The organism is Paenibacillus sp. JNUCC-31 (genome assembly GCF_014844075.1).
GTDB lineage: Bacteria > Bacillota > Bacilli > Paenibacillales > Paenibacillaceae > Paenibacillus.
Map to the genome: position 1 here is coordinate 3945911 of NZ_CP062165.1, position 26274 is coordinate 3972184.

General features: G+C 47.0%; 25 protein-coding genes. 17 read left to right on the forward strand and 8 right to left on the reverse strand.

The features are described from left to right. Positions 1–263: 263 nt before the first annotated feature. The 4 genes from JNUCC31_RS17140 (at position 264) to JNUCC31_RS17155 (ending at position 4480) form a co-directional block, all read left to right on the forward strand. On the forward strand, positions 264–923 hold the full coding sequence (locus tag JNUCC31_RS17140) for a hypothetical protein (protein WP_192262746.1): 660 nt from the start codon (positions 264–266) through the stop codon (positions 921–923). 141 nt (positions 924–1064) lie between these two features. Next, positions 1065–1886 (forward strand): serine/threonine protein kinase, encoded by an 822-nt coding sequence (locus JNUCC31_RS17145; protein WP_228469049.1) that lies wholly within the window; start codon positions 1065–1067, stop codon positions 1884–1886. 648 nt (positions 1887–2534) lie between these two features. After that, the gene (gene map, locus JNUCC31_RS17150) at positions 2535–3281 is read left to right on the forward strand and encodes a type I methionyl aminopeptidase (RefSeq protein WP_192262750.1); all 747 of its coding nucleotides are present in this window, start codon (positions 2535–2537) and stop codon (positions 3279–3281) included. Between the two features lie 185 nt (positions 3282–3466). Next, on the forward strand, positions 3467–4480 hold the full coding sequence (locus tag JNUCC31_RS17155; protein WP_192262752.1) for an NADP-dependent oxidoreductase: 1014 nt from the start codon (positions 3467–3469) through the stop codon (positions 4478–4480). A 147-nt stretch (positions 4481–4627) separates the two neighbouring features. Here the strand turns inward: JNUCC31_RS17155 and JNUCC31_RS17160 are convergent, their stop codons facing one another. From JNUCC31_RS17160 to JNUCC31_RS17170, 3 genes are all read right to left on the reverse strand, one after another. Beyond that, positions 4628–7897, reverse strand: a complete 3270-nt coding sequence (locus tag JNUCC31_RS17160; RefSeq protein WP_192262754.1) for a type 2 lanthipeptide synthetase LanM family protein — start codon at positions 7895–7897, stop codon at positions 4628–4630. 191 nt (positions 7898–8088) lie between these two features. Next, on the reverse strand, positions 8089–8325 hold the full coding sequence (locus tag JNUCC31_RS17165) for a mersacidin family lantibiotic (protein WP_094938128.1): 237 nt from the start codon (positions 8323–8325) through the stop codon (positions 8089–8091). A 62-nt stretch (positions 8326–8387) separates the two neighbouring features. After that, a complete protein-coding gene (locus tag JNUCC31_RS17170) occupies positions 8388–8576 on the reverse strand; it encodes a mersacidin family lantibiotic (RefSeq protein WP_094938127.1) in 189 nt (62 codons plus the stop codon). Positions 8577–8820: 244 nt separating this feature from the next. Between JNUCC31_RS17170 and JNUCC31_RS17175 the strand changes: the two genes are divergently transcribed. The 9 genes from JNUCC31_RS17175 to JNUCC31_RS17215 all read left to right on the forward strand — a co-directional run bounded on the left by JNUCC31_RS17175 (position 8821) and on the right by JNUCC31_RS17215 (position 18605). Beyond that, positions 8821–9081, forward strand: a complete 261-nt coding sequence (locus JNUCC31_RS17175; protein WP_192262756.1) for a LuxR C-terminal-related transcriptional regulator — start codon at positions 8821–8823, stop codon at positions 9079–9081. After that, positions 9074–11224 (forward strand): peptidase domain-containing ABC transporter, encoded by a 2151-nt coding sequence (locus JNUCC31_RS17180; protein ID WP_192262758.1) that lies wholly within the window; start codon positions 9074–9076, stop codon positions 11222–11224. Before JNUCC31_RS17175 ends, JNUCC31_RS17180 begins: the two co-directional genes overlap by 8 nt. Further along, positions 11208–12779, forward strand: a complete 1572-nt coding sequence (locus JNUCC31_RS17185; protein ID WP_192262760.1) for a S8 family serine peptidase — start codon at positions 11208–11210, stop codon at positions 12777–12779. The genes JNUCC31_RS17180 and JNUCC31_RS17185 overlap by 17 nt, the downstream gene beginning before the upstream one ends. Beyond that, the gene (locus tag JNUCC31_RS17190; protein WP_192262762.1) at positions 12776–12958 is read left to right on the forward strand and encodes a hypothetical protein; all 183 of its coding nucleotides are present in this window, start codon (positions 12776–12778) and stop codon (positions 12956–12958) included. The genes JNUCC31_RS17185 and JNUCC31_RS17190 overlap by 4 nt, the downstream gene beginning before the upstream one ends. A gap of 11 nt (positions 12959–12969) precedes the next feature. Then, a complete protein-coding gene (locus tag JNUCC31_RS17195; RefSeq protein ID WP_192262764.1) occupies positions 12970–14070 on the forward strand; it encodes a site-2 protease family protein in 1101 nt (366 codons plus the stop codon). A 141-nt stretch (positions 14071–14211) separates the two neighbouring features. Further along, complete coding sequence (locus tag JNUCC31_RS17200) at positions 14212–15129, forward strand: polyprenyl synthetase family protein (RefSeq protein WP_192262766.1); 918 nt, start codon at positions 14212–14214, stop codon at positions 15127–15129. Between the two features lie 249 nt (positions 15130–15378). Continuing rightward, positions 15379–15561, forward strand: a complete 183-nt coding sequence (comX, locus tag JNUCC31_RS17205; RefSeq protein ID WP_192262768.1) for a competence pheromone ComX — start codon at positions 15379–15381, stop codon at positions 15559–15561. A 32-nt stretch (positions 15562–15593) separates the two neighbouring features. Next, positions 15594–17918, forward strand: a complete 2325-nt coding sequence (locus JNUCC31_RS17210; RefSeq protein WP_192262770.1) for a sensor histidine kinase — start codon at positions 15594–15596, stop codon at positions 17916–17918. Positions 17919–17948: 30 nt separating this feature from the next. After that, positions 17949–18605: a response regulator transcription factor gene (locus JNUCC31_RS17215; RefSeq protein WP_192262772.1), complete on the forward strand. Its 657-nt coding sequence runs from the start codon at positions 17949–17951 to the stop codon at positions 18603–18605. Between the two features lie 199 nt (positions 18606–18804). Here JNUCC31_RS17215 and JNUCC31_RS17220 read toward each other — a convergent pair whose 3' ends face one another. Next, positions 18805–19290, reverse strand: coding sequence for a CcdC family protein (locus JNUCC31_RS17220; RefSeq protein WP_192262774.1), 486 nt, complete (start codon positions 19288–19290; stop codon positions 18805–18807). 310 nt (positions 19291–19600) lie between these two features. On the opposite strand from JNUCC31_RS17220, the gene JNUCC31_RS33390 reads away from it, so the two are divergent. After that, positions 19601–19777, forward strand: a complete 177-nt coding sequence (locus tag JNUCC31_RS33390) for a hypothetical protein (RefSeq protein WP_228469051.1) — start codon at positions 19601–19603, stop codon at positions 19775–19777. Continuing rightward, complete coding sequence (locus JNUCC31_RS17225) at positions 19770–20900, forward strand: hypothetical protein (RefSeq protein ID WP_192262776.1); 1131 nt, start codon at positions 19770–19772, stop codon at positions 20898–20900. Before JNUCC31_RS33390 ends, JNUCC31_RS17225 begins: the two co-directional genes overlap by 8 nt. Positions 20901–21305: 405 nt before the next feature. Here the strand turns inward: JNUCC31_RS17225 and JNUCC31_RS17230 are convergent, their stop codons facing one another. Together JNUCC31_RS17230 and JNUCC31_RS17235 are read right to left on the reverse strand one after the other, a co-directional pair. Continuing rightward, positions 21306–21878, reverse strand: a complete 573-nt coding sequence (locus JNUCC31_RS17230; RefSeq protein ID WP_192262778.1) for a TetR-like C-terminal domain-containing protein — start codon at positions 21876–21878, stop codon at positions 21306–21308. After that, the gene (locus JNUCC31_RS17235; protein WP_192262780.1) at positions 21875–22600 is read right to left on the reverse strand and encodes an MBL fold metallo-hydrolase; all 726 of its coding nucleotides are present in this window, start codon (positions 22598–22600) and stop codon (positions 21875–21877) included. Before JNUCC31_RS17235 ends, JNUCC31_RS17230 begins: the two co-directional genes overlap by 4 nt. A gap of 432 nt (positions 22601–23032) precedes the next feature. Here JNUCC31_RS17235 and JNUCC31_RS17240 point away from each other — a divergent pair, with 432 nt between their 5' ends. Both JNUCC31_RS17240 and JNUCC31_RS17245 read left to right on the forward strand, forming a co-directional pair. Beyond that, complete coding sequence (locus JNUCC31_RS17240) at positions 23033–23497, forward strand: Rrf2 family transcriptional regulator (protein ID WP_192262782.1); 465 nt, start codon at positions 23033–23035, stop codon at positions 23495–23497. A 246-nt stretch (positions 23498–23743) separates the two neighbouring features. Further along, positions 23744–24370, forward strand: coding sequence for a nitroreductase family protein (locus JNUCC31_RS17245; protein WP_192262784.1), 627 nt, complete (start codon positions 23744–23746; stop codon positions 24368–24370). A gap of 158 nt (positions 24371–24528) precedes the next feature. Here JNUCC31_RS17245 and JNUCC31_RS17250 read toward each other — a convergent pair whose 3' ends face one another. Beyond that, entirely contained in the window at positions 24529–25215 is a 687-nt protein-coding gene (locus JNUCC31_RS17250; protein ID WP_192262786.1) for an S-layer homology domain-containing protein, read from the reverse strand. Positions 25216–25363: 148 nt separating this feature from the next. After that, complete coding sequence (locus tag JNUCC31_RS17255; RefSeq protein WP_228469052.1) at positions 25364–26239, reverse strand: AraC family transcriptional regulator; 876 nt, start codon at positions 26237–26239, stop codon at positions 25364–25366. Positions 26240–26274 lie beyond the last annotated feature (35 nt).

The window sequence follows — 26274 nt, forward strand, 5'->3', positions numbered from 1 at the left end:
GACATGACAGCATTCATGCTTGATGTCGGATGGAGGGTTATTTTTACGAATAAGAGGCCCGACAAATGTTCTTATGAATCCGCAGAAACAGAAGAAAAGCGTCAAAGGGTTCTGAAAGGGAGCTGACGAATACATACGGACAAGCAAATGAAATGTGATTTGATCCATGAGACAGGTTGACCCGATCCGATGACAGTTTCAAAGGGGAACACTGACGCCACTATCTTGTTTTCAAAAAGACTTCATTCCGGGAGGGAATAATAATGATTGAAGAAGCAGGAGCAACGACGGAAACGGCCAAGAGCCTGGGCATCGGTGCCAGTACTCTTCGTAAATATGCGGCAGCGCTAGAGGAACAGGGGTACCGATTCGAGCGTTCCGCCAACAAATCCAGGTTGTTTAAGTCTGACGATATTGTGTGTATTGAACGACTGATGACAGAACTAAGGGAGCATAACCTGCCACTTGCGGATGCTGTGGTTACCGTATTGACTCCGGATGTGCCTGTGATGGCAATCGAAAGTTCTTCAGTGGCGGAATGTGCGGCAACCGTCGTACCCGAGGTTTCCCCTGAGGGGCATGAACCCATGCTAACCGGTACCTTAAGAGCTTATGAAGGACTTGGACAACTGGTAAGTGAAGTGACTCATGGTGCTGTAGAACAACAGGATGATCGCGTGCAACTGCTGCAACAGCGGGTGGACGAGCTGGAGTTAACACTGCAGCATCTGGCGGATACCCATCTTGCTCTCCAGGAGCAGATGGAGAAGCAGCGTTTGTGGATGAACGAGAAACTGGAAGAGGAGCGGGATCGGGAGCTGGTCACCAATCTGCGTAGCTTTCAGGGCAGAAAACGCAAACCCAAGGGGACATCACTGCGCATGTTGTTTGGCCTGCTGCCAAAGAAGCATAAAGAAGCCTGAGAGCGAAGTCGGGGCATGTCGTGATTTCGTCCAACCGGCTTGATATAATAGTCTCCATACAACATCAAGAAGACTGGCTGCTGATCTACTTTGGATATACGGAGAAAAGGTTGAGATCAGACGGCTGGCATGGGAGGATCTGTGGAGCTGCGACGAAGCTGGCAAAGACTGCTCGGCCTATGGGCAGACCGCCCCCGGCGGAAAGGTACGTTGATCGCCGGGCGTTATACGATACATGAATTACTCGGCATGGGGAGCTATGGACTGACATATCTGTGTACCGATGCACAGACCGGTAGGGATGTGGCGTTAAAAGAATCCAAACCCAGCAAGGGCAAACTTGCTGCACGGCTGCTGGCCAGGGAAGCGGATGTGATGAACCGTATGGATCATCCGGCCATTCCGGATTTGCTGGATTCATTCACCTACCGGGGACGCCGTTATATCGTTATTGAATATATTCGGGGGCAGACACTGGAGGAGTGTATATTTGAGCAAGGTCAAACCTATACGCAGCGGGAATGTCTGGAACTCGTAAGCCAGCTGTTGACTCCCATTGCACATGTTCATGAGCAGGGGTTTATTCATGGGGATGTACGTATTCCGAACGTCATTTTGCGTAACGGGCAAGTTCATCTGATTGATTTCGGCCTGGCACGGCGCATGGGGGAGCCGTTGCTGCCTGAGCTGAAACGCCGGCTGCGTGAAATGCCTGAGCCTGATGAGGAACGGGCTGCCCCTGAGCAGGATTTGCAGGATCTCGGTCATTTTCTGTTGTTTATGCTGTATTCGGCTTATGAGCCGGAGAAGGGTCGGAAACCTGCCAGTTGGCAGGAAGAACTTGAGCTCACACCCGAATTGCACCAAATGCTGGAGCGACTTCTGGGGCTGCGTCCTTATTATGAAGCAGGGGCTGCGGAATTACAGGCTGAGATAGAGATTATACGGCTGAAAATGCGGTAAATTAAACGCTGCTTAGCCTATATATTTGCTATTCATGACCTCTAGGTGCTTTCTACAGGGGTCTTTTTCCTTTTTTTATGAAAATTTCATAACGTATCATCAAAAAGAAAATAGGGGTGTTCTGCTCCCGTGCAATACGGCTGGCGGCAACCCCTTTATTACATATCCCACTATTTTGACGCTGGGCTAACTGATAAGAACAATTCTGTTGGAATACAATGTGGCCCGCAGCTTAGCTGGAGCTGTATTTTCTGCTTTTATAATACCCGGAGCCATGGCGGTTATCCCGGTACTTTACATCCGAAGACGAATAGCGTCTGTAACCACGTTTGCCCGAAGAACTGCTGTAGCGTTTATAGGATCGTCGATCCGATGAGCTGTTACGCCTACGATGAGATGAAGATTTAGAGTCGAGAAGTTTGCCTATAATCTTTTTGAACATCGAAGTTCATCCTTTCGCCTTCAACCGTTTTAAGCATATACGGGGTTTTCCCGGAAGGGGTTTCGTTTTTTCAGGAGAAATGTATTCATTGGACAATGGCTTGGCGCATAATGGAATGTTGATGATTACACGGAATTTTTTATTTTGAGCGTTTCGCGTTACAATAGAAGACAGGATAAGATTTTAACGGACAAGGAGTAGTTGTAATGATTACGTTGAAGACCAAAGAACAGATCGAATATATGAAAAAGGCTGGAGAGATTCTTGCTGCATGCCATAGAGAAATCGCAGGAATGATTCGCCCGGGGATCACGACACAAGAGATCGATCAGTTTGCAGAGGCGTTTATGAAGAAAAATGGCGCCACGCCGGAGCAAAAAGGATATAACGGGTACCAGTATGCGACATGTGCGTCGGTTAATGATGTAATCTGTCATGGATTTCCGGGGAAATATGCGCTGAAGGATGGCGATATCGTTACGATTGATATGGTTGTGAATCTGAACGGCTGGTTGGCCGATTCTGCATGGTCTTATGCCGTGGGTCAAGTCACTCCTGAAGCGCAGCACCTGCTGGATGTTACCAAAACATCCCTTTACAAAGGGATTGAACTGGCAGTGGTTGGCAACCGGATCGGAGACATTTCCAATGCGATTCAAACGTATGCGGAAGGCGAAGGCCTGTCGGTAGTGCGTGAATTTATTGGTCACGGAATTGGTGAGAAGATGCATGAGGAACCTCAAGTACCTCACTACGGCCCACCACATCGTGGTCCGCGTCTTAAGGAAGGCATGGTTATTACGATTGAGCCTATGTTGAACATTGGTACGTATCGCAGCAAGCTGGACTCGGATGGTTGGACGGCACGTACCCAGGATGGGAGTCTGTCTGCCCAATACGAGCATACCATTGCCATTACTGCGGATGGCCCTGTGATTCTGACTGCTCAATAATCATTCCTGCCATCCATTGTATGGCTGCAATGTGATGATATTTGCATATTTCCAGGCGGCCCACGTTTGTGATCCGCCTGTTTCGGTTTAAACTAATAAGAGGCGTTACACATAGAGCCGGTGGTGAAAGAGATCAGCTGACAGAGGGTTAACCCAGGTCCACTGGCAAGAAGGAGGTAATTTTGGTGTCTGAAAATAAACAGATCGTACTTGCATCACGTCCCGAAGGTGCCCCATCCAAAGAAAACTTCCAATTCATTAATGCACCGCTTCCTGAGCCGGAGGCAGGACAAGTTCTGGTACGTACACTATATTTGTCTGTAGACCCGTATATGCGGGGCCGGATGAAAGATACAAAATCCTATGCTCCCCCCTATGCTTTGAACGAAGTGATCAAGGGTGGGACGATTGGGCAGGTTGTAGAGTCTTCCGAACCGAATCTGCGCAAAGGTGACCTGGTATCAGGAATGTGGGGCTGGCAGCAGTACGCGGCAGTAAATACAGCAGATATTACCCTGATTGATACAGAAGAGGCACCGCTCACAGCGTATCTGGGTGTGCTCGGTCTGACAGGTCTGACCGCTTATTTTGGAATGGATGATATTGGTAAACCGAAGGACGGCGAGACGGTTGTTGTATCTGGTGCAGCCGGAGCGGTGGGCATGATCGCAGGTCAGATCGGCAAAATTGTAGGTGCACGTGTGGTCGGAATCGCTGGTTCTGACGAAAAATGTACTTACCTGAAAGAAAAACTGGGATTCGACGTTGTGTTGAATTACAAACATGAGCAGGATATGTCAGCTGCCATAGAACGGGCTTGTCCGAATGGTGTAGACGTTTATTTCGACAACGTTGGCGGTGACATCTCTGATGCCGTACTGCGTCATATCAACCGAAATGCGCGGATTCCGCTCTGTGGGCAGATCTCGTCCTATAATCTGGAGAAGCCGGACATTGGTTTGCGTCCACAGACGCTGCTGCTAACCAATACAGCGTTAATGAAAGGTTTTTTGCTGGGTGATTATGCCAAATCCTTCAAAGAGGGCCGTGCCAAATTGGCAAAATGGATGAAGGAAGGTCATATACAATACGAAGAGAACATCGTGGATGGTTTTGAACGGACGCCAGAAGCATTTATGGGCCTCTTCTCCGGAGATAACCTGGGCAAACAACTTGTAAAAGTGGCAGACCCTGAGTAAATCGGGCTGTGTAGTCAATAAGTCTTCCTGTAACACAACGAAGCACCGCGACAGAGTTGTGTGCGGTGCAACGTTTGCTATCCCAACAACTATAACAAAAAGTTACAAGTGTCGGTTAGTTGAGGAGGATTTAATTTGATAGCGATGTTAAGAGAGTGCAGGCCGTGCTAGCGATAAGACTGAAGGCACGCCTGTCGGATCGACAGTCCGTAGAAGCTGGTATCCTATCCCTGAATAGCCAAGGAAAAATCCCGGCGTGGCTATTGCACGGGGCACGCCAGTCTGCCAATGACCAGTCAATTTTTTCTCATGGATCACATGCTGAGCAAGTAGTCGGGCTTTTTTCAAGTCTTCTTGACGTCCTAGGATCAGCCCGGATTGGAGTAGAAACTCCTGAATGCCCATATCACCGTGACATAGACAGTGGCTTGCTCCGATGCCTCCATTCAGCGATGAGTGGATGGCAGTTTCGATTTCGTCCAGCATCTCAGTGCGGCCGCCAAAGGACTCACTATCTTGAAGCAGGAGTAAACGACTCAGCCCGATTCCTGTGGAACCATGGCACCAGAACTTAGACGAGTGGGCTTCTGGAGCCTCCAATTTTCGCAGATCCGTCCAGTTTTTTTTCGCCGAATCGTATAGCGAGCGGTCATACCTCAGTGCAGCTTCGGCTGCTTCCAGATAACGTGAATCGCCAGTAATTCTGGCGAGTCGATTAAGCGACCAAGCTATGCCAGCCGAGCCATGTGCGAAGCCTCCCAAGGGTTGTTTACTTTTCAAGGGAGAAGGCCAGCCGAGCCCGTCTCCTACAGGTATCGCATATTCCAGCAGTCGGTCACCATAGAGGATGGCCGTGTCCAGTGCTTCTTCTACTCCTTGCTCATGGTAGAGATCTAATAGCACCGGTATGATACCTGCACCCCCACCCAGCACGTCATAGCAGTTGTCGAATGGCACACCCATGCGTAGATGATTCAGGATCAGCGCTGTTTTTTCGCTCCAGTTTTTTTCACTCAAACCTAAATTGGACAATTGTAGCATGCTGTAAAGCACGGAAGCTTGTCCATAGAACGCCGATCCGAAGCTAGTGTTATAGGGCAGTGATGCAATGGATGTTCGCATAGAACGTTGAGCGAGGTCACTGTATTTATGTTGGCCTGTGAGACGTCCTAGCTGCGCTAGAAAAAGAGATGGCCCCGCAGCTCCGTCATATAGACCACCTTTCATCGCTGCTACGTTCCATTGCCCCCTATAGTTCATACCGACTCCAACCCATGTGGCGTCATGTCTTCCAAGGCTAAAGATTGCTTCCCGAAGCAGGTAGTCGCCTATTTCCGAAGCCTGTTCCAGAAAATTATAATTCTGATCAATGGATTCTCCTAGCTGGTCGTCGGATGCGTCCGTTTCTTCAAGATTTACCAAGATTTTATCCTTGTTGCAGTATTCCTTTTCTGTTGTACGCCAGTCAGCTGAGCCAAGAATGGAGGATATGATCCAGTCCACCTGTCGATCTTCTTCGTCGTCTAAGGAAAGTAGACGCTTTAAAGCTAGATCATAGCTAGAAGAGGCAAAGAATCCAGGAATACGTTGGCCTCGGCTATCGAACAGATCAAGTGAAGAAGGGGTCGTAGTGAAGTAGGGAATGTCGCCATATAGCAGATCCTGTCGTTCCGAAGCAATAGCACGTGGATCGAGTACTGTATACCAGAGACGGTCCATTAAGAGTTCGCGTTTAAAAGCATCGCGTGTATAATTCGGATGTCCCGATTCCATCAAAAAGTTGGCATAGAATTGTGTAGCTCTCAAAATAATTCTCACGGTGTCGTTTGCGAAAGGTGCGAGTGGACCATTATTCTTGTCAAGTAGCAGCATCCGATTGCGACGAAAAATTGAACATGCTTGTCGGAAACCTTCCACAATATGATCCACATACTTGGCTGCATGTGTTGGAATATTATTTAGCATAGGGATGTTTTCTGATCCCTTGGTAGACTTGGCCTTGCGTACGAAACGCATCTCGTCAGTTTCGTCGTTTTCGACTTGAAGTACCGGGAATGGAAGTACTTGCTCACCACCACCTATACCGCTCATTTCGACTCCGAATCCTTCCTCGTTCTGATACAGTAGTAGTGGGAGTAGCCCCGTGCCGATAACCGAATCGACGATTTTTTTCTTGGCTTCCACATCGGCTGTATCCGGGAAATGAAGTGTAGGTGTATTGTGAAACACCGTTTCCAAGTCGATTGGGATCGGGTGTTCGCCGGATGCAATCACGTTCTCCATGTGAAAATCAGTGCCGCGCATACTGTATAGTATGGCGAGCAAGCCACCAAGCCGAGTGTAATAGCGTTCTACCTCGTTTGAATTCGTACAGCCCCTCTGCACGATAAACTCTTCCCATCCGTAGTTTTCCTGATCTAGCACCCGCATCGGTTTGAATTCGGGATGGAATCCTTGACTGTTCATCCAACCAAGAAAATCACTGAAATGTTTCGAGGCTCCGAGTGGTTTTGGCTTATATACTAGTTCGGTACCATCTTCCAATTGCATGCGAATGACGGAACGACCCTTCTGGTGTGCATCGCCCATACCGGCTACAAACGATTGCAAGCGACCGCAATCTTGGGGCAGCCCAAGTGTCAGGATCAATGTGGGGCGGTCTGCGGTAAAACGCTCCATCGCTTCCAATGTTGCGTTGACGATAAATATCGTTCGGATCATCAACATACGGGCGAGCATAGGATACTCATTGTACAAAAATTCGATCTGAGCTGTATCCCACAACTTTCTTTCTACGAAACTACGAAATCGTTCTTCAGGGGTATCCCCGTATAGCTCACCCATCTGCTTGGCTACATGAAGTTCCAGGACGAACGTTCGCGCCCCAAACTGTAATAGACACTCCGCTAGATCTTGAAGAAGCTTTTCTCTTAAACGATCCACATCTGCAATCAAGCGTACTTCTGTGCATTCGTCCACAAAGGTATCCCATTGTCGAGCTGCCCAGAGCAGGAAAGGACGGAATGCGGAAATCAGCTTGGTCGGAGCTCCACTTTGTAGAGGGATGGAGCGATTCAGAAGCAGCGCCTCTTCCCATTCTTTAAGTCCGATTCGTACTTGCTCTTTAGCTAACGAATTATTTGTGCTCAGTGCTTTGGTATTCAACGAAAGCAGAAGCAGATTACCAAACTCTTCTTCACTCAAGCCCAATGCATTCAGGCGAGCCTGATATTGGTTATCATCTAGCAGTAGAGCCTCATTCCTCCAATGGTCTATTGCTGTTTTACGTGCTTCTGCTTGATTCTCAGACTGGTCCAATGTGTCCAAAAAGTCTTTCCGCTCTTCAAAAAAGAGAGCTGATACATTCAGAGCACTATATTTGGAATCGTGCGATTGAGTCGTTAGAGTAGACATCATAGTTCCCCCCGATTCATATGATGGGTTCATCATAACAAGAATGAATCAGAGATTGCACTTCGCAAAATAGCAATTTATGATTCATAATCAAGAATTCAGAGCAACGCCAAAAAGTGTACAACCCAGTGGTTGTACACTTCGCAAGAACTCAAAATGAATCGTTATTATCCTATGAGAATCTTCGTGATGAATTAACAGCTTTTGATTGTTAGAACGATTGTAACACCTACCGCGATCCCGCCACCTACAGCTGCGCAAGTTGCTGAAGATGCAGCAACGGTTGCAGCGACCGCACATACAGGAGTTGTCTCTGGTTGTACATCGCCGCCGCCAAACACACGAGACAGTTCAGCATGACTCAGTTCAACTAATGCTTCTCCTGCCGGATTGGCACTTTCTAAGGCGTTCAGGACGTCTTCTCTTTTCATTTTAAATTCCTCCATTTTTTTATTTTGTTTTTTAGTAACAAAGTAAGGAAGGCATGATCTCATTAACAACTTGTTACCGAGAGAATAACTCCGATTCCCACACCTACGAGGAATCCGCATAATGGGGTAGTTTCCGGTTGTACATCGGCGCCGCCGTGTACTCGCATCAATTCTTCCTGACTCAGCTCTACCAGAGTCTCTCCCACTGGACTTTGCGTTTCAAGAAAACGAAGTGCATGTTCACGATTCATATCCGATCACCTCCTCTCGTGCTTGGTGTGTTGTTCATGGCTTAATCTTACTGGGCATGAGCCTTTCGCGGTACTACGCAAAATGGCAGAAATTAACTTGCCTTGTACAACGCAATAGGAGCCAGACAACCCGCAGTTCATATCGCAAGAAAATGGCGTAATCTGCAGAGGTTGTTTTCGGTGCGAAACCACGCAGGAGCCTCTATGATGAAGCTCAAGCACCTCAATAAACGATAGGAGTGAAATGGCTATGCATCTAAGTGAGAAAGAAAAGGAAGTTGCGATTTTGGTTGCACGGGGTATGAAGGACATAGAAATTGCACAGAGCCTATTTATCAGCCGTAGACGTGTAGGTGAGATTATCTTCTCCATTAAAGTCAAATGGGAGATTATCTCCCGGGTACAGATCGGCATCCTTGCTTGCCATCTTGGATGGGTCTGCCCACCTGTAGATGCTCTCTATGAGGAGGGGCGACAACACAAGCGGGGGCTGACTTATGCCTAGATTAAGGGTCCCTTTTATTGAGCAGATGGAGGATTCAGAATGCGGAATTGCCTGTGTCGCAATGATTATGGCATGTTACGGTTGCCGTGTTTCGTTACACGAGATCAGGGAACGCTTCGGCGTTGTTCGTGGTGGGAGTTCACTTCTGCAACTGATCACGATTTCTTCCGGCTATTCCATGAAGAGTAAAGCATATCGAGCTGACGTGGACGAGCTACGCAAACTGCCACTCCCCGCAATTGCCCATTGGGAAAATAAGCATTTTGTCGTAATCGAAAAAGTAGGCAAACACAAGGTCACGATTGTAGATCCTTCATTTGGACGCAGGACGCTCTCTTTGGTAGAAATGCGTGAAAGGTATAGTGGACATATACTTTGTTTAGCACCAGATAATGGGTTTGAGCAGCGAAAAGGGAGAAATAACTGGGGATTTTTCATCAAGCTTGCATTTAAACAACCGAAATGGTTAATCGGAATTCTGTGTGTGTCTCTTATTCTGCAAAGTTTTGGTCTGATTGCACCTAAGTTGACTGCCTATATTACAGACAGTCTTTTAATGGATATGGCTCGAGATCAGATTTCCTTGATCGGATTTGCTCTTCTTTCGCTGTTTGTGTTCTACGAAGCTTTTTGTATGTTGAGAGGTTGGTCAGTAGCCAGGCTTCAGAGTGTAATGGATCTGAGTATGATGCAGACTTTCATTGGACGCTTGTTACGACTTCCTTATTCTTTTTTTGAATCCCGCACAGGCGGCGAATTGATGTTTCGAACTAATGCGAACGTATACATACGGCAGATTCTGTCGAATCGCATGGTGACGGTCGTAATCGACTTCATTTTGCTGATATCTTATGCTGTGCTGATGCTGGTGGAATCGAGTTCACTCGCATTATTGGTCATCAGTGTGGGAATTGGAATATTCTTGGTATTGATCTTGACGACACTAGTGACCAGGAAGTTCTCCAGTCGCGAAATCACCGAGCAAAGTCGGACACAAAGTTTTCTCGCTGAATGTATCTACGGGATCACGGATATCAAGCTTGCAGGTGCAGAAGATCGGATTTTCAATTCATGGCGCGGGTTGTTTACGGGGCAATTAGCGGTAACACAAAAGCGCAATGTTTGGGTCTCATTGCTTGAGTCCTTTTCGACTGGAATTCAGTTCATTCTGCCGTTGCTGCTGCTGTGGGCTGGAAGCCATGCTGTGTGGAGTGGACAGATGACACTTGGCAGTCTACTGGGATTTAACGCACTTGCGATGGCTTTCATGATCCCCATCGTCTCACTGGGCTCAGCTTATACACAGTTGCTTACGGTCAGTTCTTATTTGCAGCGCATTTACGATGTAATTGAAGCGAAGCCTGAGCAAGAAGAAAATGGCGAAGTCGTAGAACGATTGAGTGGCCAGATCGAATTGGATCATGTCTCTTACCGATACACCCCTTTTTCAGCTGAAGCAGTGCAACAACTGAATTTTCAGATCGAACCTGGTCAGAAAATTGCAATCGTTGGTCCTTCCGGTTCAGGCAAAACAACACTGGCCAAACTATTGCTTGGCTTCTATATGCCCACCGAAGGCGAGGTCCGTTATGACGGGCGTTCGTTAAAAAACATGGATTTGCAGTCGCTACGAAAACATGTGGGTTCGATTTTGCAGGACACACGACTGTTCCAACGAACTGTGGAAGAAAACATACGTATGCTGAACGACTCCATAACATTGGAACAGGTCGTACAGGCCGCTATCAAGGCGAATATCCATGAGGAAATTCTCAAGCTCCCGCTTGGTTATTCGACGATGGTGTCTGAAAGTGGTGCGAACCTATCGGGTGGACAGAGACAGCGGTTACTTCTGGCTAGAGCTATTGTAACTGAGCCTCATATTCTGCTGCTGGATGAAGCGACTAGTGCACTCGATAATTTATCCCAAGCCAGAATTGAAGAAGCTTTGTCGCAGATGAACTGTACACGGATCGTTATTGCTCATCGTTTGAGTACAGTGATTGATGCCGACAGAATCGTTGTAATGGACAGAGGATGTATCGTGGAAAGTGGTAGTCATATGCAGCTAATCAGTCAGAAAGGGTTATATTACCAACTTTATATGAATAAGGGGGAAAAAGAGCATGAACTGGCAGTCTAAAGTTAATAATTTGAAGGTTTGCGTTTTGTCCTTATCTATGGCCTTGTCAGCAGGATTAGTAGGAATATCAGGCGTAGCAGTGACGGGAGTAGCTGATGCCTCTGCGGCCATGGAGCTTAGTGTAACAGGGGATTCATACAGTAGACTTATCTTATTCAAGGAAGGGATGTTTCCAGAGCAAGCAGCTACTCTTTTCGAGGGATGGAAAGATATCCAAGCTACTATAGTGCCAGAAACAGGGCTATTACGGTTGAGTGGGTCCTCCCCCACACTCGTGAGAGAAGCGGAGTTAGCTGTTCTACAAGCATTCACAGATGTGGTGGAGTACACTGGCAGTGATCCGAAACTGGAACTTAAATTGGACGATTCAGAAGTGATTGCTGCTGCGCTCACTCCACAGGCTGTGCAACAAAATCTAGCAGATATTCAAGATATGGGAGAGAACCCGAAATTAGATAAGTCAATATTCAAAACAATGGATTTCGAAGGATTAAATGCTAATCGTGGCGAAGAAACAGTTAGGGCAGAGGAGCTATTATATGAGAAATGGGGCTGGGACATCAAAGAAGTAACTGATGATTGGAAAAGTTATGATATTCAACGCGGAAGCCGGGATGTGGTTATCGCTGTGGTGGATAGTGGAATCGATGCTTCTCATCCTGATCTAAAGGATAGCCTTATCGGAACCGGGAAATCATTTGTGCCTGGCATAGAGTCCACTGATGATAACCTTGGACACGGAACGATGATTGCTGGAACGATCTCTGCGGATGGAAAGCTGCTTGGTGTGGGACCCGGGCTTGGATTGGTTCCTTATAAAGTATTCGATACGGGAAAGGCGGATAGTTCTTGGGTCGTTGAGGCCATAGTAGAGGCGGTAAACGATAACGTCGATGTGATTAATCTCAGTTTAGGGACTTACAAGTCTTTATTGAAGCCTGATGACCAAGCAGCGTTACTCGCTTATGAACGAGCGTTGGCATATGCTCAATTAAAAGGGGTGATTGTGGTAGCTTCCTCTGGTACAGATGGGCTTAATATTGGTGATCCATCCAGTCTTGCCCAAGCGCTCAAATGGGATGCATTTGAGGCTGCCGTTCATGCACCTGGCGGTTTACCTGGTGTCATCACTGTCTCTGCCTACAATCGTCAGCATGAAAAATCTTTTTATTCGAATTATGGTTTGCGTGATATGATTGCATCTCCCGGTGGGGATTATGGGAGTACCTGGTTCACCAAAGGTGAGCTGAACTTAACGAGTATGTGCTTGACGACATATCCTACCCATCTTCCGCAGTCAGAGCTAAGCAAGCTGGTGGGTCTGCCAGTCGGTTATGAATTTATGATAGGCACCAGTCTGTCTGCTCCCAAGGTGGCTGCTTCAGCGGGGCTACTGATCGCTGAAGCGAAAGAGCAGGGTTACAGACTGAGTCCATCTGCGGTGAAAAATATATTATTTGAGACGGCAACTGATTATGGGGAACCCGGAGCGGATGAAGTATTCGGTGTAGGGGGTGTGAATGTATACGCAGCACTAATGCGGTTGAACCCATGAACGGGCGAATTCAAGCAAGAAAAGCTCTCTATGAAAAGTATATGGAGCAGTTGATTCATGAGAGAATGAATATGCTTGGAAGACTATTTCTGGAGATGAGTACGTTTGAAATACTAGCAGGAACTCAAGAGATGGACGTTATGTTTGGAGATTCAGGGGAAGACAGCCCCATGGCGTAGGAGGAAGTGTTTTGAAAAAGAACCTGCTGGTTTTTGTTGGAGTGACGATTGTTTTCGCTCTGGCTACTTCGTTTTTGCTGGGGGATACAGAAGGTATACCAATACTAGGAGGGTGGGGGGGGGAGGCACTGCTTACCCTCTTGCTCAATATTGTAATTGCACTGGTAATAGCTATTATGTTACATGAATTCGGGCATATCCTCGGTGCACTGTTTATGGGAAACCGAGTAACCCATCTGATATGTGGACCATTTCTGTTTTCATTTTCACCGTTTCACCTCGAATGGAAATGGAAACAAGCCTACTTTTTTGGAGCAATGAAAGCGGAAATCGCGGCTTATGAGGACGAGCGCACATTTGCTTCATCCATTCGAGCTCAACGCGTAATTTATTCGGCTGGTCCGACGTTTAGTTTGCTTCTTGGTCTGCTCGCTCTGAACCTCTCATCAGATTTCCTCAGCTTGTGGGGGCTGATTGGTCTTTTGTCAGTCGCCATCGGTATCGGTACGTTATTTACAGATGGAACAAATGCTCTTTTGCTCGGTAGACGCAACTATTCACTTTTCTTTGCTTGGAATGCGTTGATTACTGCCAGCTCTATGGACGTCAGGAAGCTGGATTTTCTGCTTAAGGATTCACGGCGGTATTTGTATGAAGTCGCAGAGAGAAATGATACTAAATGGAGCAAAGATCTGCATAATCTGAACGTTTTATATTTTTATACAGCGATGCAGGGTGAAAGAAATCATGAAGATATTTTAGTCACCAGGCTGACAAGGGATTTAGTCGAATTTTGGCAAGAAATGACAAGCCTCATACACCAGAATACAGTAGCAATGATCCTGTCTGAAGAGGTCATTCGGCTGAAAGAAGTGAGTGACCATAGGGAGGCGGACATTCTCTTACATCTTCTGCTCGACAAGCAGGTACTGGGTCCATTGTCTTTACTTAAAGTGGAGGCCTTTACCCATTGTTCGGATGAAAGCGCGGATGTATACTTGAGTTATATTCGAAGTATGTATTCCCCGTTGCATCCTTACGGCGCACTACTCAGTTTTGAAGAACAGCGCCTAAAGACTTTAGAACAAGGTAGACTTCTGAATAAATCTTAAGCGGAGCTCTTCTGGCTACTATATAGCCAGAGGAGTTTTTTTGTCGTTAATTCTTAGGAAGTTGATCTAAAAAAGATAAATATGATATCTTATTGGAAAATATACTCAAAATGGGAAAAAAGAGAATAAGGAGGATGTGTGATGGTGGAAGACATGAAGATCGAACAGATACTGTGCCAGGCCATAGAGAAAGAATTTACAGATGAGGTACTTTGCAAGCAAGCAGTGGAATGTGTTTTGTACAAGTTGCAAGGTGGAACTAAAATCGGAAATCTGACAAGTTTGCACTATCAAATCTATGGTGGTGAAGGCAAAGAGATTTATAGGGCGGTCGCTGCTGTCGAATTGCTTTTGCTCGCGTTAGACATAATCGATGATCTTCAAGATCGTGATAACACAGTGGCCGTTTGGAGCTCCATTCCACAAGAGTGTGTACTAAATATTGCGCTTGGTTTCGTATTCTTGTCCCAGCATCTCTTGCTGGATAGCGACTTTGAGACCACGAGAAAATATAAGGCTGCCGCTCTGCTGAACACCCAAGCTATAAAAGCGGTAAACGGTCAGATGATGGATTTGACAAGCCGGATTCGCAGCGAAAGTGAGTATATACAAACAGTTGTCGACAAATCAGCATCCTTGATTGTGATGGCTTGTCAAATAGGTACGGTTCTCGCATGTGGAGAGAGCCGTGTGGAAGTAGAAGAATACGCCGAGCAGTTGGGTTTAGCCGCTCAGATCAAAAATGATATTTTGGATGTGATGAATCGGGAAGGGAAGAACGACTTTTGGAATCGAAAAAAAACCCTTCCTGTGCTTGCTTTAATCGCGCATCTGAATGGGCAATCCCACTGGGTGATTGATTATTTTGAAGGTCGATTAACGTACAAACAAGTTTGCAACAGAATAAACGAGCTACTAGAGTTATTGGAGAATTCTGGTGCATTGACATATGCTTCTGTTCATATGCGCATCGCTTATTATCGTTATCTTCGGTTGGTTGAGCAGTTGCCCATTCAAGATGGGTTCAAGAAACGTTTATCTGTTGTGATAGAATCCTGATGCCTGTGTAAAGAGGATTACAGGTAAAGTTGCTAGATCACGCAACAGAGCGCAAATTCTTTTGCGGGAATTACAATGTGGGTTGTCGTTTCATGTTCTTTGTTGTACTGATATAGTAAAAACAAGCCGGACACCCGCAGTTCATACATCAGAAGATCATCTCATACTCGTATGCAGCCGGCGTAGAATATATTAGGAATGGGATTTAATACTCATCAAACTAAACTACGATACGGGAGGCTGACTGGAATGTTGAAGGAAGCTATTGAGATATTGATGAAGGAAAAAAATGCGTGTAACAGTTTGTTAAGTGGACAATTGTTTTTCGCCGGACTAGGGGAGATCGAACATCGAGCATTACTGGATGTGTTCACTTTTCGATCGGAAGGTCGCTCCATCACCAGTCAGCAGATTTCAAACTGGGGCGATTAAATCATACATAAAATAGGTTGGAGGATTTTGAATTGAGGAAAGGGAATTGGATAGCCGCAGTTTTGATATACATCGTCATTGTCGTATATGATATCCTCCTCGTTGTTGGGTCACCTTTAATTCATATTGAGGTTGAGGCAGATGTAACAGGGTATTATAAAGTGAGCTCTATTGGCGATGAGGGATGGGGGCGGGCTTATATGGAGCCAGGAGACGTCGTGATTGCCATCGATGGGGCCTCACCAGCGAGAAATTTCACTGTTCAACATTACGGAAGGATTGAACGAGCTGAGTCGATTACCAAAATAGGGGCAGATGGAAAGGAGCAGCTTCTGACGATCCAGAAGCTGCCTTTGCACGTATCACTACTTTCCATTAAAGGTCCACTGAGTGCGTCTGTACTTTTTCTTTTTTTCGTCGTCGTAATGGGGCGCTACCGACGGAAAGATTCATCGGCATTTCTTTTGGCGCTCTTCTTTCTGTTCACAGTTCTAGCCTATCTGGGTGGTTATACTACAGACCGATACGAACCTTTTGGACGTCTTTTTTTCTATTTATCCTTTCTAATGGTACCGATTCTATTTATTCACTTTATGAATAGCTATCTAAGAAAGTTTGAAGAACGGTTTATATCCAAACCCTGGCTTGTTCTGTTTTATATCTGCATCGTGTTCCACATAGTCATGAGGTCGATCCGTGAACTCATTGACGTGGAATTCTACTCTTATGGATCGACATTACTTATTTTATTTTTTGCGATACCCAACATTCTAATTGTCGCGAAGTTAATTCACAAGTATCGCAAACATCGCTTGGATCATTTGCATTCGTTGTTCAAATTGACGTTAATTGCACATATGCTGGCCTTTCTCCCGTTTGTCTGTCTGTACAGCCTGCCATCACTGATCAATTATCCAATTGTATCTAACGATGTGGCTGCAGCCTTCTTGTTAACATTGCCGATTATTTATATATATATGCTGACAACGAGAAGGATGTTTGATGTTGATTTTGTACTAAACCGCTTTATTTATCATGCTCTTCTTGCCATAATACCTTCTGCGTTGATGGCCACGCTTGGGATGTGGATAGCCAATAGCGGAGGGCCGAACGGGATTGATGGCATCCGTATGTTTCTCTTGTTTTATTTCCTTCTGGTTATTACGCTGTTTGTCAAGGAAAATATGGATCGTCGAGTGAAGAAAAAATTGGGTAGTCGTCTGGATATAAGGGACAGTTTTGAACGATTCTCTCACAATGTATCGCGTGTCATGAAACGCTCAGACCTTGAGAAAGCATTGGAGCAGGAAATAAATTCTTCGCTCCCTGTGTTAGATATGGCTTTCTTCGATTGGGATATGCATCAAACCGAAGTGCGGATTGATCAATTGAGGAAGTCAGAGCGTACTGAACTAGCAAGTGAGTTACGGAAAAAAATGAATCGAATCGCTCCAGGATATCTGTTGACCATGTCTCGTGGCATTTGTCTTGTTATTGGAAAGCGTCAGGATTCTTTGTATATACTCTGGATTGACGACAAAGCAAATCATACGCGATTTAACCCGGACGAACGGAACTGGCTCAGTACGTTAGCCAATTATAGCGCTATTGTTTATGAAAATCTTTACTTAATTGAAGGGCTAATTGTGGATATGGAGACGGAAATACAAAAGCACAGTCATGCTCCATCCTGGGTGCTTCGGCTAATCTTCAACTTGTCTGAAAATGAGCGACGACGCTTGGCTTCAGATCTGCATGACTCTGCTCTGCAGGATCAGATCATCTGGCTTCGGCGGTTAGAGACAGCTATTCTTGATGAAGAGATGTCTGAAGGTTTGCGTAATGAACTGGAACAGATTAAGGAAGGGCTACTTGATGTCATCCATCAGATCCGCGAGACCTGTAATGAATTGCGCCCTCCACTTTTAATGGAAATGGGACTTACTCAAGCTTTGGAACAGTTGTTTATTGAAGCTCAGACACGCATGGATTATGTGGTAGATTTCTCGACAGAATCCGTTGATGGACTGCTTGATGATGAACAGACGCTAGCCATTTATAGAATCACTCAGGAGCTGCTTCGAAACGCAGCCAAGCACTCGCGGGCTACGAGAGTTGAGATTGGCATTAGATTGGAGGAGGGGGTGCTACATTATACATATCGTGACAATGGCATAGGGATGCTAGAGTCGGTGACAGAGGACTCATTTAGTCATATGGGGATATCGGGAATAAAAGAGCGCGTCCGTAGCTTTGAGGGAAGCCTGGATTGGTACTCACAGCCTGGAAAAGGATTATTCGCCGTAATCCGGTTGCCGATCCATAGTCATGCTGTAACCAGAGCAAAGGAAGGATAAAGTAAATGTGGAAAGAAAGGAGAGAATCCAATGATTCGTATATTGCTGGTAGATGATCACCCATCAGTAGGAGAAGGAACGAAGCTTCTGCTGGAGCAAGACCCGGAGATTCAGGTGACGGCGCTTACACTTCCCATGGAGGCGTTGGAACGATTGCAAACCGAGAACTTTGACCTATTGCTTTTTGATCTGAATATGCCTGGGATCAGTGGATTGGAGCTGACTAAACGGGTAATCTCGCTCGATCCGGAAAATCGAATATTGATCTACACCGGTTATGACATAAGTCCCAACTTCAACATCCTTATTGACTCAGGGGTGACAGGTTTTGTGAGTAAGACAGCAACCCGTGAGCAGCTTCTGACTGCAATTCGCTGTGCGATGCGTGATGAAGCAGTTATTCCGGTTCATTTGCTGCGTCAATTGCGTCGGAGTGAGATTCATTTGAGTAAACGTAAAGATCAGACCTTGAATAAGGTATCCATCACAGAGCGTGAACAAGAGATTTTGCAGGAAGTTGCAAGTGGCCGTAGTAACAAAGAAATCGCTGCAAAGCTACTCATGAGTCAACGTACGGTTGAGTACAGTCTGACTCGCGTCTTCGAGAAACTCGGCGTACGCTCCCGCTCCGAAGCGATAACAGAAGCGATGCGTATTGGGCTATTGCGTGACAATTCCATTTTATGACGAAAGGAAGATATAGGCTCTGCTGATGTTGGTGAAAGATGGAGCGGACCATATGGATATTCGAATTCGCATGGATTTCAATTATGGATAACTTCTGCCTTCTTCCATTTGAAAAAATACGCCTAACCCACAAAAAAGACACGTTCCGCACGGTGAAGTGAAGTGCCAGAACGTGCCTTTTTCTGTTATTAGGATGTTGCTAGGATTCGGCAGCAACAACTTCCTTATAGTGCTTGTACATATATACGCGCCAGCGTACGATCATGCCGAAGGCCAGCAGGAAGAACAATCCGCCCGTTTGCGGGATGCTCACATAGCGCTGGATGACTTCATGCAGAATCAGACGAACTGCCAGCAATCCAAGCAGAATGAAAGCAAAACTTCGTGAACGAGTGGCGAAAATTTCATCGTTAATGCGTTCGAATCGGGTACTGTGGATGAGGGGATACGAGAAAATAAACCAGCCCACCAACAGTGCGATGAATGCCCACAGAAGCGGAACATGTGTCTCAGGCACAACAAACATTAGAAATCCCGTACTCATGCCCAGCGGAGGGATAAGAATTTTGCGAATGGTAACCGGGCGGTGACTGGCTTTCATTCGAATGAAAATGGCAAGCAGGGCCATGATGAGCATACCCAGTGTTGCGCCGATCTGAAGGTAAGACGGACTGATTTGAGCCACGTAGAACTCCCTCTTTCTGGAATAATATGTTATCCGGATATCCGGAACATGACGCCAATTACCGGAATTTTCTGTTCCTATTATATCACAAACGCAGAAAGCCGATAGAACGCTTAGTGTCTCATGGACCCGGAATGAACATACGGGATTTATTTGAAAAATTTGTATTTATTGTACCCCGTGTGAGGCGGTTTATTCGAGTAAGGGGAAATCAGGAAATGAACGAACATGTAGGGTCATAAAAATCGACGGTGACAAGACAGATAACCAAGTGGGTCATACAGAGCTTGTCAGGCGACTGCATAAACGCATGAAACAGATGAAAGGGCGTGGACGTATTATATACATCCCCGACTCCATCTGCAGTGTCAGAGAGCGGCGACGTGTGGAGTCAGCTTCGGAAACAAAAGAGGTAACTTGGGCTTTAACCTACCCATTCGATTCATACCTTGGAACAGAGCAAGGAGGAAGACGCTTCGATGAATAGAACGCACAGACCAGTCAAGGTATGGACGATGGCTTGTCTGACGGTGGTTTCGGTAGTTCTGGTTGTGCCCTGGATCTTGTGGCAATCTCAGGCTTCGACACCGCTAAACATCATGATTATTGACAAAAGCAAGCCTGATCTTTCCTATGTGGCACATAAGGGATTAGTATGGCTTCTGAATCAGCAGAAGATTGTACAACAGACCGGGGAACGTTACAGGTACGAGGAAGATTACTACGGATATGACACCCAGAACGACATTCTTCGTATGAAGCGGCCCTTACCTGATGAGGTGACGGATACGGACCTGATCTATCTGACGTCAAACCAGAGTATGTCATCTGATGATCCCAACGAACATATACAGGGCCAAACATTGGAAGGTCTCACGATATACGATGCCCAAAAAATTTGTGAAGCTGCCAATAAAGGGGTATCCATTGTAGCCGAGTCCAGTGCCTTGTGGAACATCACCTCTGATCTGACAAGAGAGCAGTTGTACCCCATTCTGGGCATGAGAAGCAGCGGATGGCAGGGCAGATCGGTATCGGATCTACAGAATACGGATGAAGTACCGCAGAGAGTGCGAATGAACTATGAACGGAGCGAGAAGAAGAATTGGTCTTTCCATGGAGCGGGCATTGTACTTGCGCATGAGGATGGACAGGTTCTTGTACTCCAGAAAGGTCGGGATGTGAAGACGGAGGATATCCAGGTTTCCTTCACAAAGGAAGGTGCAGAATGGAGTGGAGTTACGAAGGATACCCATTATAGCAACTGGTTTGACGTCATTGTACCGGAGCAAAATGATTTCGTACTGGCCTGGTATGGAACCGACCTGACCAAGGAAGGCCAACAGAAACTGAAAGATGCAGGCATACCACCAGACTTCCCCGCACTTATTCGACATGATGACCATAATCGGTCTTATTATATGGCAGGAACATTCGGTGAGATGAAGCATTATTCGTTTTGGCGGCGCATTAAGGGATGGGAAGTACTGAGAAACAAGCTTACGCCGGATGAAAAGGGGATTCCGGACTTGTTTTACTGGAAAGTCTACGTACCCGTTATGAAGAAGATTTTGCAGGAAGTGCAGACAGGGCGACAACCCTGGCAATAGAAAAACCGTTTCAGGAAAAGGAAAGCCGGGATACATATAGAAGGGCTGTCTCGGTAGGGCTCCCGCTACGGGGAGGCGTGCCCGAACGGCTGCTCAGCGTCATGTGCCAAACTTTACAAGGTACCTAAGGAATCTACCGCATCTTAAATGACGGATTGTTAATACATGCTAATTTTAACGAACTTCAGTGACGCCATTTCAGTGCAAACACGGCTTCAGAGCTTAAAAAGCGGCGTAACCGATGACATAACGTCTTTGTGATTCGTTACATCTCAGGACGGTGCAAATGAGAGCGAATAACGTGTGCCAGGTTCGTTAGACCATAATAATGATAACAAGGGGCGCCCATCGTCATGCTTATGACTGATGGGACAGCCCCTCTTCACTTTGGTCTGTAGAAACGGGTTAGGCTTTGTGAAGGTGATGCAGCCCACTCAGAAAAGCGGCAATGGTCAGACGCAAGCTTTCGTCCGGGTCAAAGTCCATGCCGAAGCCGCCTTGCGCCCCCATAGAGGCGAAGCCATGACACAGGCTGCGCAAACCACGGACTGCATGCAATGCTTCCGCTTCGGTTAGCGGGTAGGGCTGCAGAATATGTAGCAGCACCTCCAACGCAGCTGTGCTGGCCGCAGCGAGCTGCGGTTCCTCGCGGTCCGGGGCATGAAATGAGGCTTCATACAGCCCCGGATGCTCTCGGACGAAGGCGATATATGCGGCAGCAACCGCTTGAATGGCTTCGTCGCCCGAGCGGTCAGCCGCTGCCGCGGTTAATGCGCGGCTGAGCTGCTGTACAGACATCAGCGCCAGTTCCTGGCGAAGCCCTGGAAGTCCGCTGATGTGGTTGTACAGCGACGGGGAGCGCACATCCAGCCGCTGGGCCAGGGCGGCCAGCGTCAGCGCATGGAATCCGTCGCTGTCGGCGAGCTGGGCGGCTGCGCTTAACAGAGCGCTGCGATCCAGACCCTGCCGCGGGCTCAAAGGCGCCCCCCGGCAGGGCTCAGCCGGTGCTCTGCGTCAGCCGCTGCTGCGAGCATGGCGGCCGCGGGCTGGCGCAGGAGTCGTCCGTGCCCTACAGCGAGCACGGACGGCTCCAGCTCAGCCAGGCGCTTGGCGCTGGCAAGAGCAAGTTCACGGTTCCAGGTCGCAAGCGCCGGGAACGGGAAGAGCGGGCGCAGGCGGCCGGATACGGCGAGACCGCCATGCAGCTGGTACGCGTCGCCAGCGATCAGCACGCGGCTGCGCGTATCCATGAAGGCCATGTGGCCAGGCGTATGGCCCGGAGTAGCAATGGCGACCAGGGAGCCGATCTGGTCGCCGTCATCCAGCAAGCGATCCGGCCGGGTTCGCACCGCTTTGGGCACACTGCCGCGCACAGGGGTCTGTGGCTCGCCGGGAAGCAGGGAAGCATCTCCGGCCAGCAGCGGGGCATCCCGTCTGGAGATGCAGACTTCGACATGGGGCAGAGTATCCTTAAGACCATCCAGTGCACCAACATGATCGCCATGAGCATGAGTCAGAATGATGCGGGTAATGGGTTTGCCGAGGGATTGTGCAGTAGCCAGAATCCCTTTGAGGCTGAATGGCATTCCGGTATCAATCAGGGTAAATCCATCCTCTTCTTCGACAAGATATACATTCACGGGGAAGAGGCGTGGAAGAAATGAAATTTGAATGACGGCATGTTCACGGGTGATTCGCATGATAAAACCCTCCTCAAAACTAATGATATTAGTAATATAACTAATACCATTAGTTTTTGCAATCCCTGTGTCGATATTCGTTTAGAACAGAAAAATTTAAAATAAAGATCCACTTGACAAAAAAAGCGTTTTCAAAATGACGATAACCGATTATAATAATCACGTAAGCCCTTTCATATGTCTATCTTATTGGAGCCTTTCGCGAAGCGATTGGCTCACTTTTTTGTTCTTTTTCATGGAAATACGACCCAAATTTGATGATATACGATCGACGAAAAGAGATTGTAATTCCTGCCTGTGTCGGGATAAATCAGGATTCCTAACCGACTGTTGGAGAGTGTTGACAAAGATAACTGTTATTCCTATAATAACAGTTATACTTGCCTTGGAATGAATTTTTATCGGTGGAATGTGCCGGGAAAGGAGTAAGTAATGAACAGCGAATTTACCATTGCTGTGCACTGTCTGGTCTTTCTGTCCATGAAGGATGAATGTATGGCCAATAGTGAAGACTTGTCTCAAAGTGTTGGTACACATCCAGCCAGAGTACGCAAGGTTCTTAGTGTTCTGAGGAAGAATGGATACCTGACCACCAAGGAAGGTGCCCACGGTGGATATTTGCTCAGTCGTCCGAGTAAGGACATCAAGCTTGGAGATTTGTACAGACTGGTAGCGGGCGGGTCACTTGGTCCCAGCTGGTGTTCGGGAGAATCCGGTTCAACATGCGTCGTTTCTTCCAATATGCAAGAAGTAATGGGAGGCATCTACGATGGAGGCGAACAAGCGTTGAGTGCTTATTTTGACCGCATATCCATTGAGGATGTGAAGCATCGTATCAGCAATGGGGAAGAATGTTCCTTGTCCAAGGAGCTTTTGTCCACAAAGGACAGATCATGACGGATAATACTGCTAACGCTTCTTCATGATCTGGCCTTGGACTGCTGCTGCTGGTTTGCTGGACAGGCTATAAGGGCGTTTGCTCCGGTTGTAAGATCCGTTGATGTTTCAGGCGATTCCGGGCATAACGTGAACACAGATGGAAGCGATCGTCTGCGCTGATGTTATTTTCGGAGGGTAAGTACTCGGTAGAGTTTGGCCTTGCGAACTTAAAAAAAATAAAAAAAGAACTTGGGAGTGGAACACATGTCCAGCATTGAAAACAATGAAACACTTCGTGTGATTAGCGAACGTCACGCTGTCAAAAAGTACGAAAAAGATTTTGTTATGCCTGAAGCAGATCTGAACGCGATCCTGACTGCCGCTTCCGAAGCACCGTCTTCATGGAATCTGCAGCACTGGAAATTCCTCGTGATCGAATCCGAAGCGGACAAAGCCAAGTTGCTGCCAATCGCTTACGGCCAAAGTCAAATCACAGACAGCTCCGTTACTATCGCCGTACTCGGAGATCTGGAAGCGAACCGCAACGCCGTGATTTATGATCAGGCTGTTGAAGCAGGTGCAATCCCGGCTGAAGTTCGTGACGCATTGGTTGGACAGATCAACAATGCCTACCAAAATCCGCAAATCGCCCGTGACGAAGCGATTCGCAATGCGTCTTTTGCTTCACAGAATATTATGCTTGCTGCACGTTCCCTGGGATATGATACTTGCCCAATGGGTGGTTACAACCCGCAACAATTGATCGAAACATTCAACATTCCATCACGTTACGTGCCAACGCTGTTGATTACTGTGGGTAAGGCAGCTCAACCAGCTCGTCCAGCAGGTCGTCTCCCGCTGTCTGAAGTTGTGGTTAAAGGATCGTTCTAAATCCTGATTGGAATACCGGTATATCGGTGTACAATTATATATAAGCCAGAAGATAAACAGAAACAGCCGCATGTTCCTCTTGAGGGAGCATGCGGCTGTTTTGTTTTGCTTTGAATGTGGTTCAGGGAGGATCAGCTACTCAGGCTCTCCCGTAGTCATTACTTTTCAGGTGTCTCGGGGATTTTCGGTGCATTGAAGTCTTCCATATACGCCTTGGCGTTATACATCATAACTGCAGCTTCAGCACGTGTAATGGTATCTTTCGGATTGAAATTTCCGTCCGCATCGAGCGTGTTAATCTTCAAGACAAGCGAGCGTTGAACAGCGCCTTGATATTCGGGAGTAAGCTCCTGTTCGTCCGTGATATCTACCGGTTTGATGTTAATCATCGGCAGACCACCTTTGGCTTCAATGCCCTGCATCAGGAACAGGGTGTACTGTTCACGGGTCAGTGCTTTGGATGGATCAATATCATCTGACATTTTGATTCCATTGTATTTGGCGCGGATAAAAGCATCGCTGTACCATACGCCATCTTTTACGTGGGAGAAGGAGTCACTCGGCAGCGGTTCTTTAACAAAACGAATGGTATCCAGATTCAGATCCAGTCCATCGGCAATGAGCTGTATGCCCTGAGCGGTGTTTAATTCCTGTTCCGGCTTGAACAAGCTGTCACTCACTCCCTTAATTAATCCATCCTGATGCAGGGATTCAATCTTGTCTGCTCCCGCAACGCCTTGAATATCGGTGAATCCCGCTTGAGCAGCGTGAATTGGAGCAGCGCTCAGAGAGAGTGTAAGTAAAGCTCCGGCGGTCAATGCAGCCAACTTATTATTTTTTTTCATTACAGATTCGCCTCACTTTTCCAGGGGTCATCCCTTTATATAAAAGCTATTTGTCCCTATAGACGACCCTTCCCTCAAAAAGGTTGCTGTAATTTCCCATGCCGTATTCCAAAATATTCATAACCAATCGTTTGGCACTCCAATAATTCTATCCTTTCGATTTATTGCGATAATCCGTGGGTGAACGTCCCATCATTTTGCTGAACAGGCGTGAGAAGTAATACGGGTCCTTGAACCCCAACTCGGAGCTGATCTGTTTTACGGTCCAATCGGTAAAATCAAGATAGCGGCAGGAATGCTGAATTTTGAGGCGCAGGAAATAATCAATGGGTGAATGTCCTGTAGCCTGTTTGAACAATTGGGAGTAGTGAGGTACAGACAAACGGGCTTGGGCAGCCAGCTCCTTGAGGGTAACCCCACTTTCAAGATGTTCCAGCATATACTGGACAGATTGTTCTGCTGCTCTTTTGCTGCTGACCATCCCGCCCTCTGTTTCGTGTCCATAAGCGAGCATACCTAACATATAACCCGCAATCAGGGAAGTGTATGTCAAGGTTTGCATTGAATAACCAGTCTCCAGTATGCTGTAACATTCATGGAACAGCTCCAGCCATTTCTGTGCCTTGGTGGGAGACATCTTGGGGATGACATCTGCAACCAGCGGCTCGATATAAGTAGAGGCGTGTTCGCCGCGCAGATGCATCCAATAGATGCTCCAAGGTTCAGCCGAATAGGCTCCGTAGACGTGGGCGATATGGGCAGGCAGGATCACCAGATTTCCGGTGGTAACATCATGCCGCTTGCTTCCAGCGAGCGTATACCAGCCCGTACCCTGGACACAGTACATCACAATATGCGAAGCACATCCTTCGGGCCGGTCCCGGTAATGGTGCTCAGCTTCATGGAAATACCCAATATCGGTAACGTACAGCCCGGACGTGACTGGAGCAGCCGCGGCATCCTCCAGTAGCGGATCAGGCAATACAATAAGTTTTTGCATATGGAATCCGTCGGATTTACGCATTGGGGTTGAACTATTGTAGAGTCTCATACTTTGTA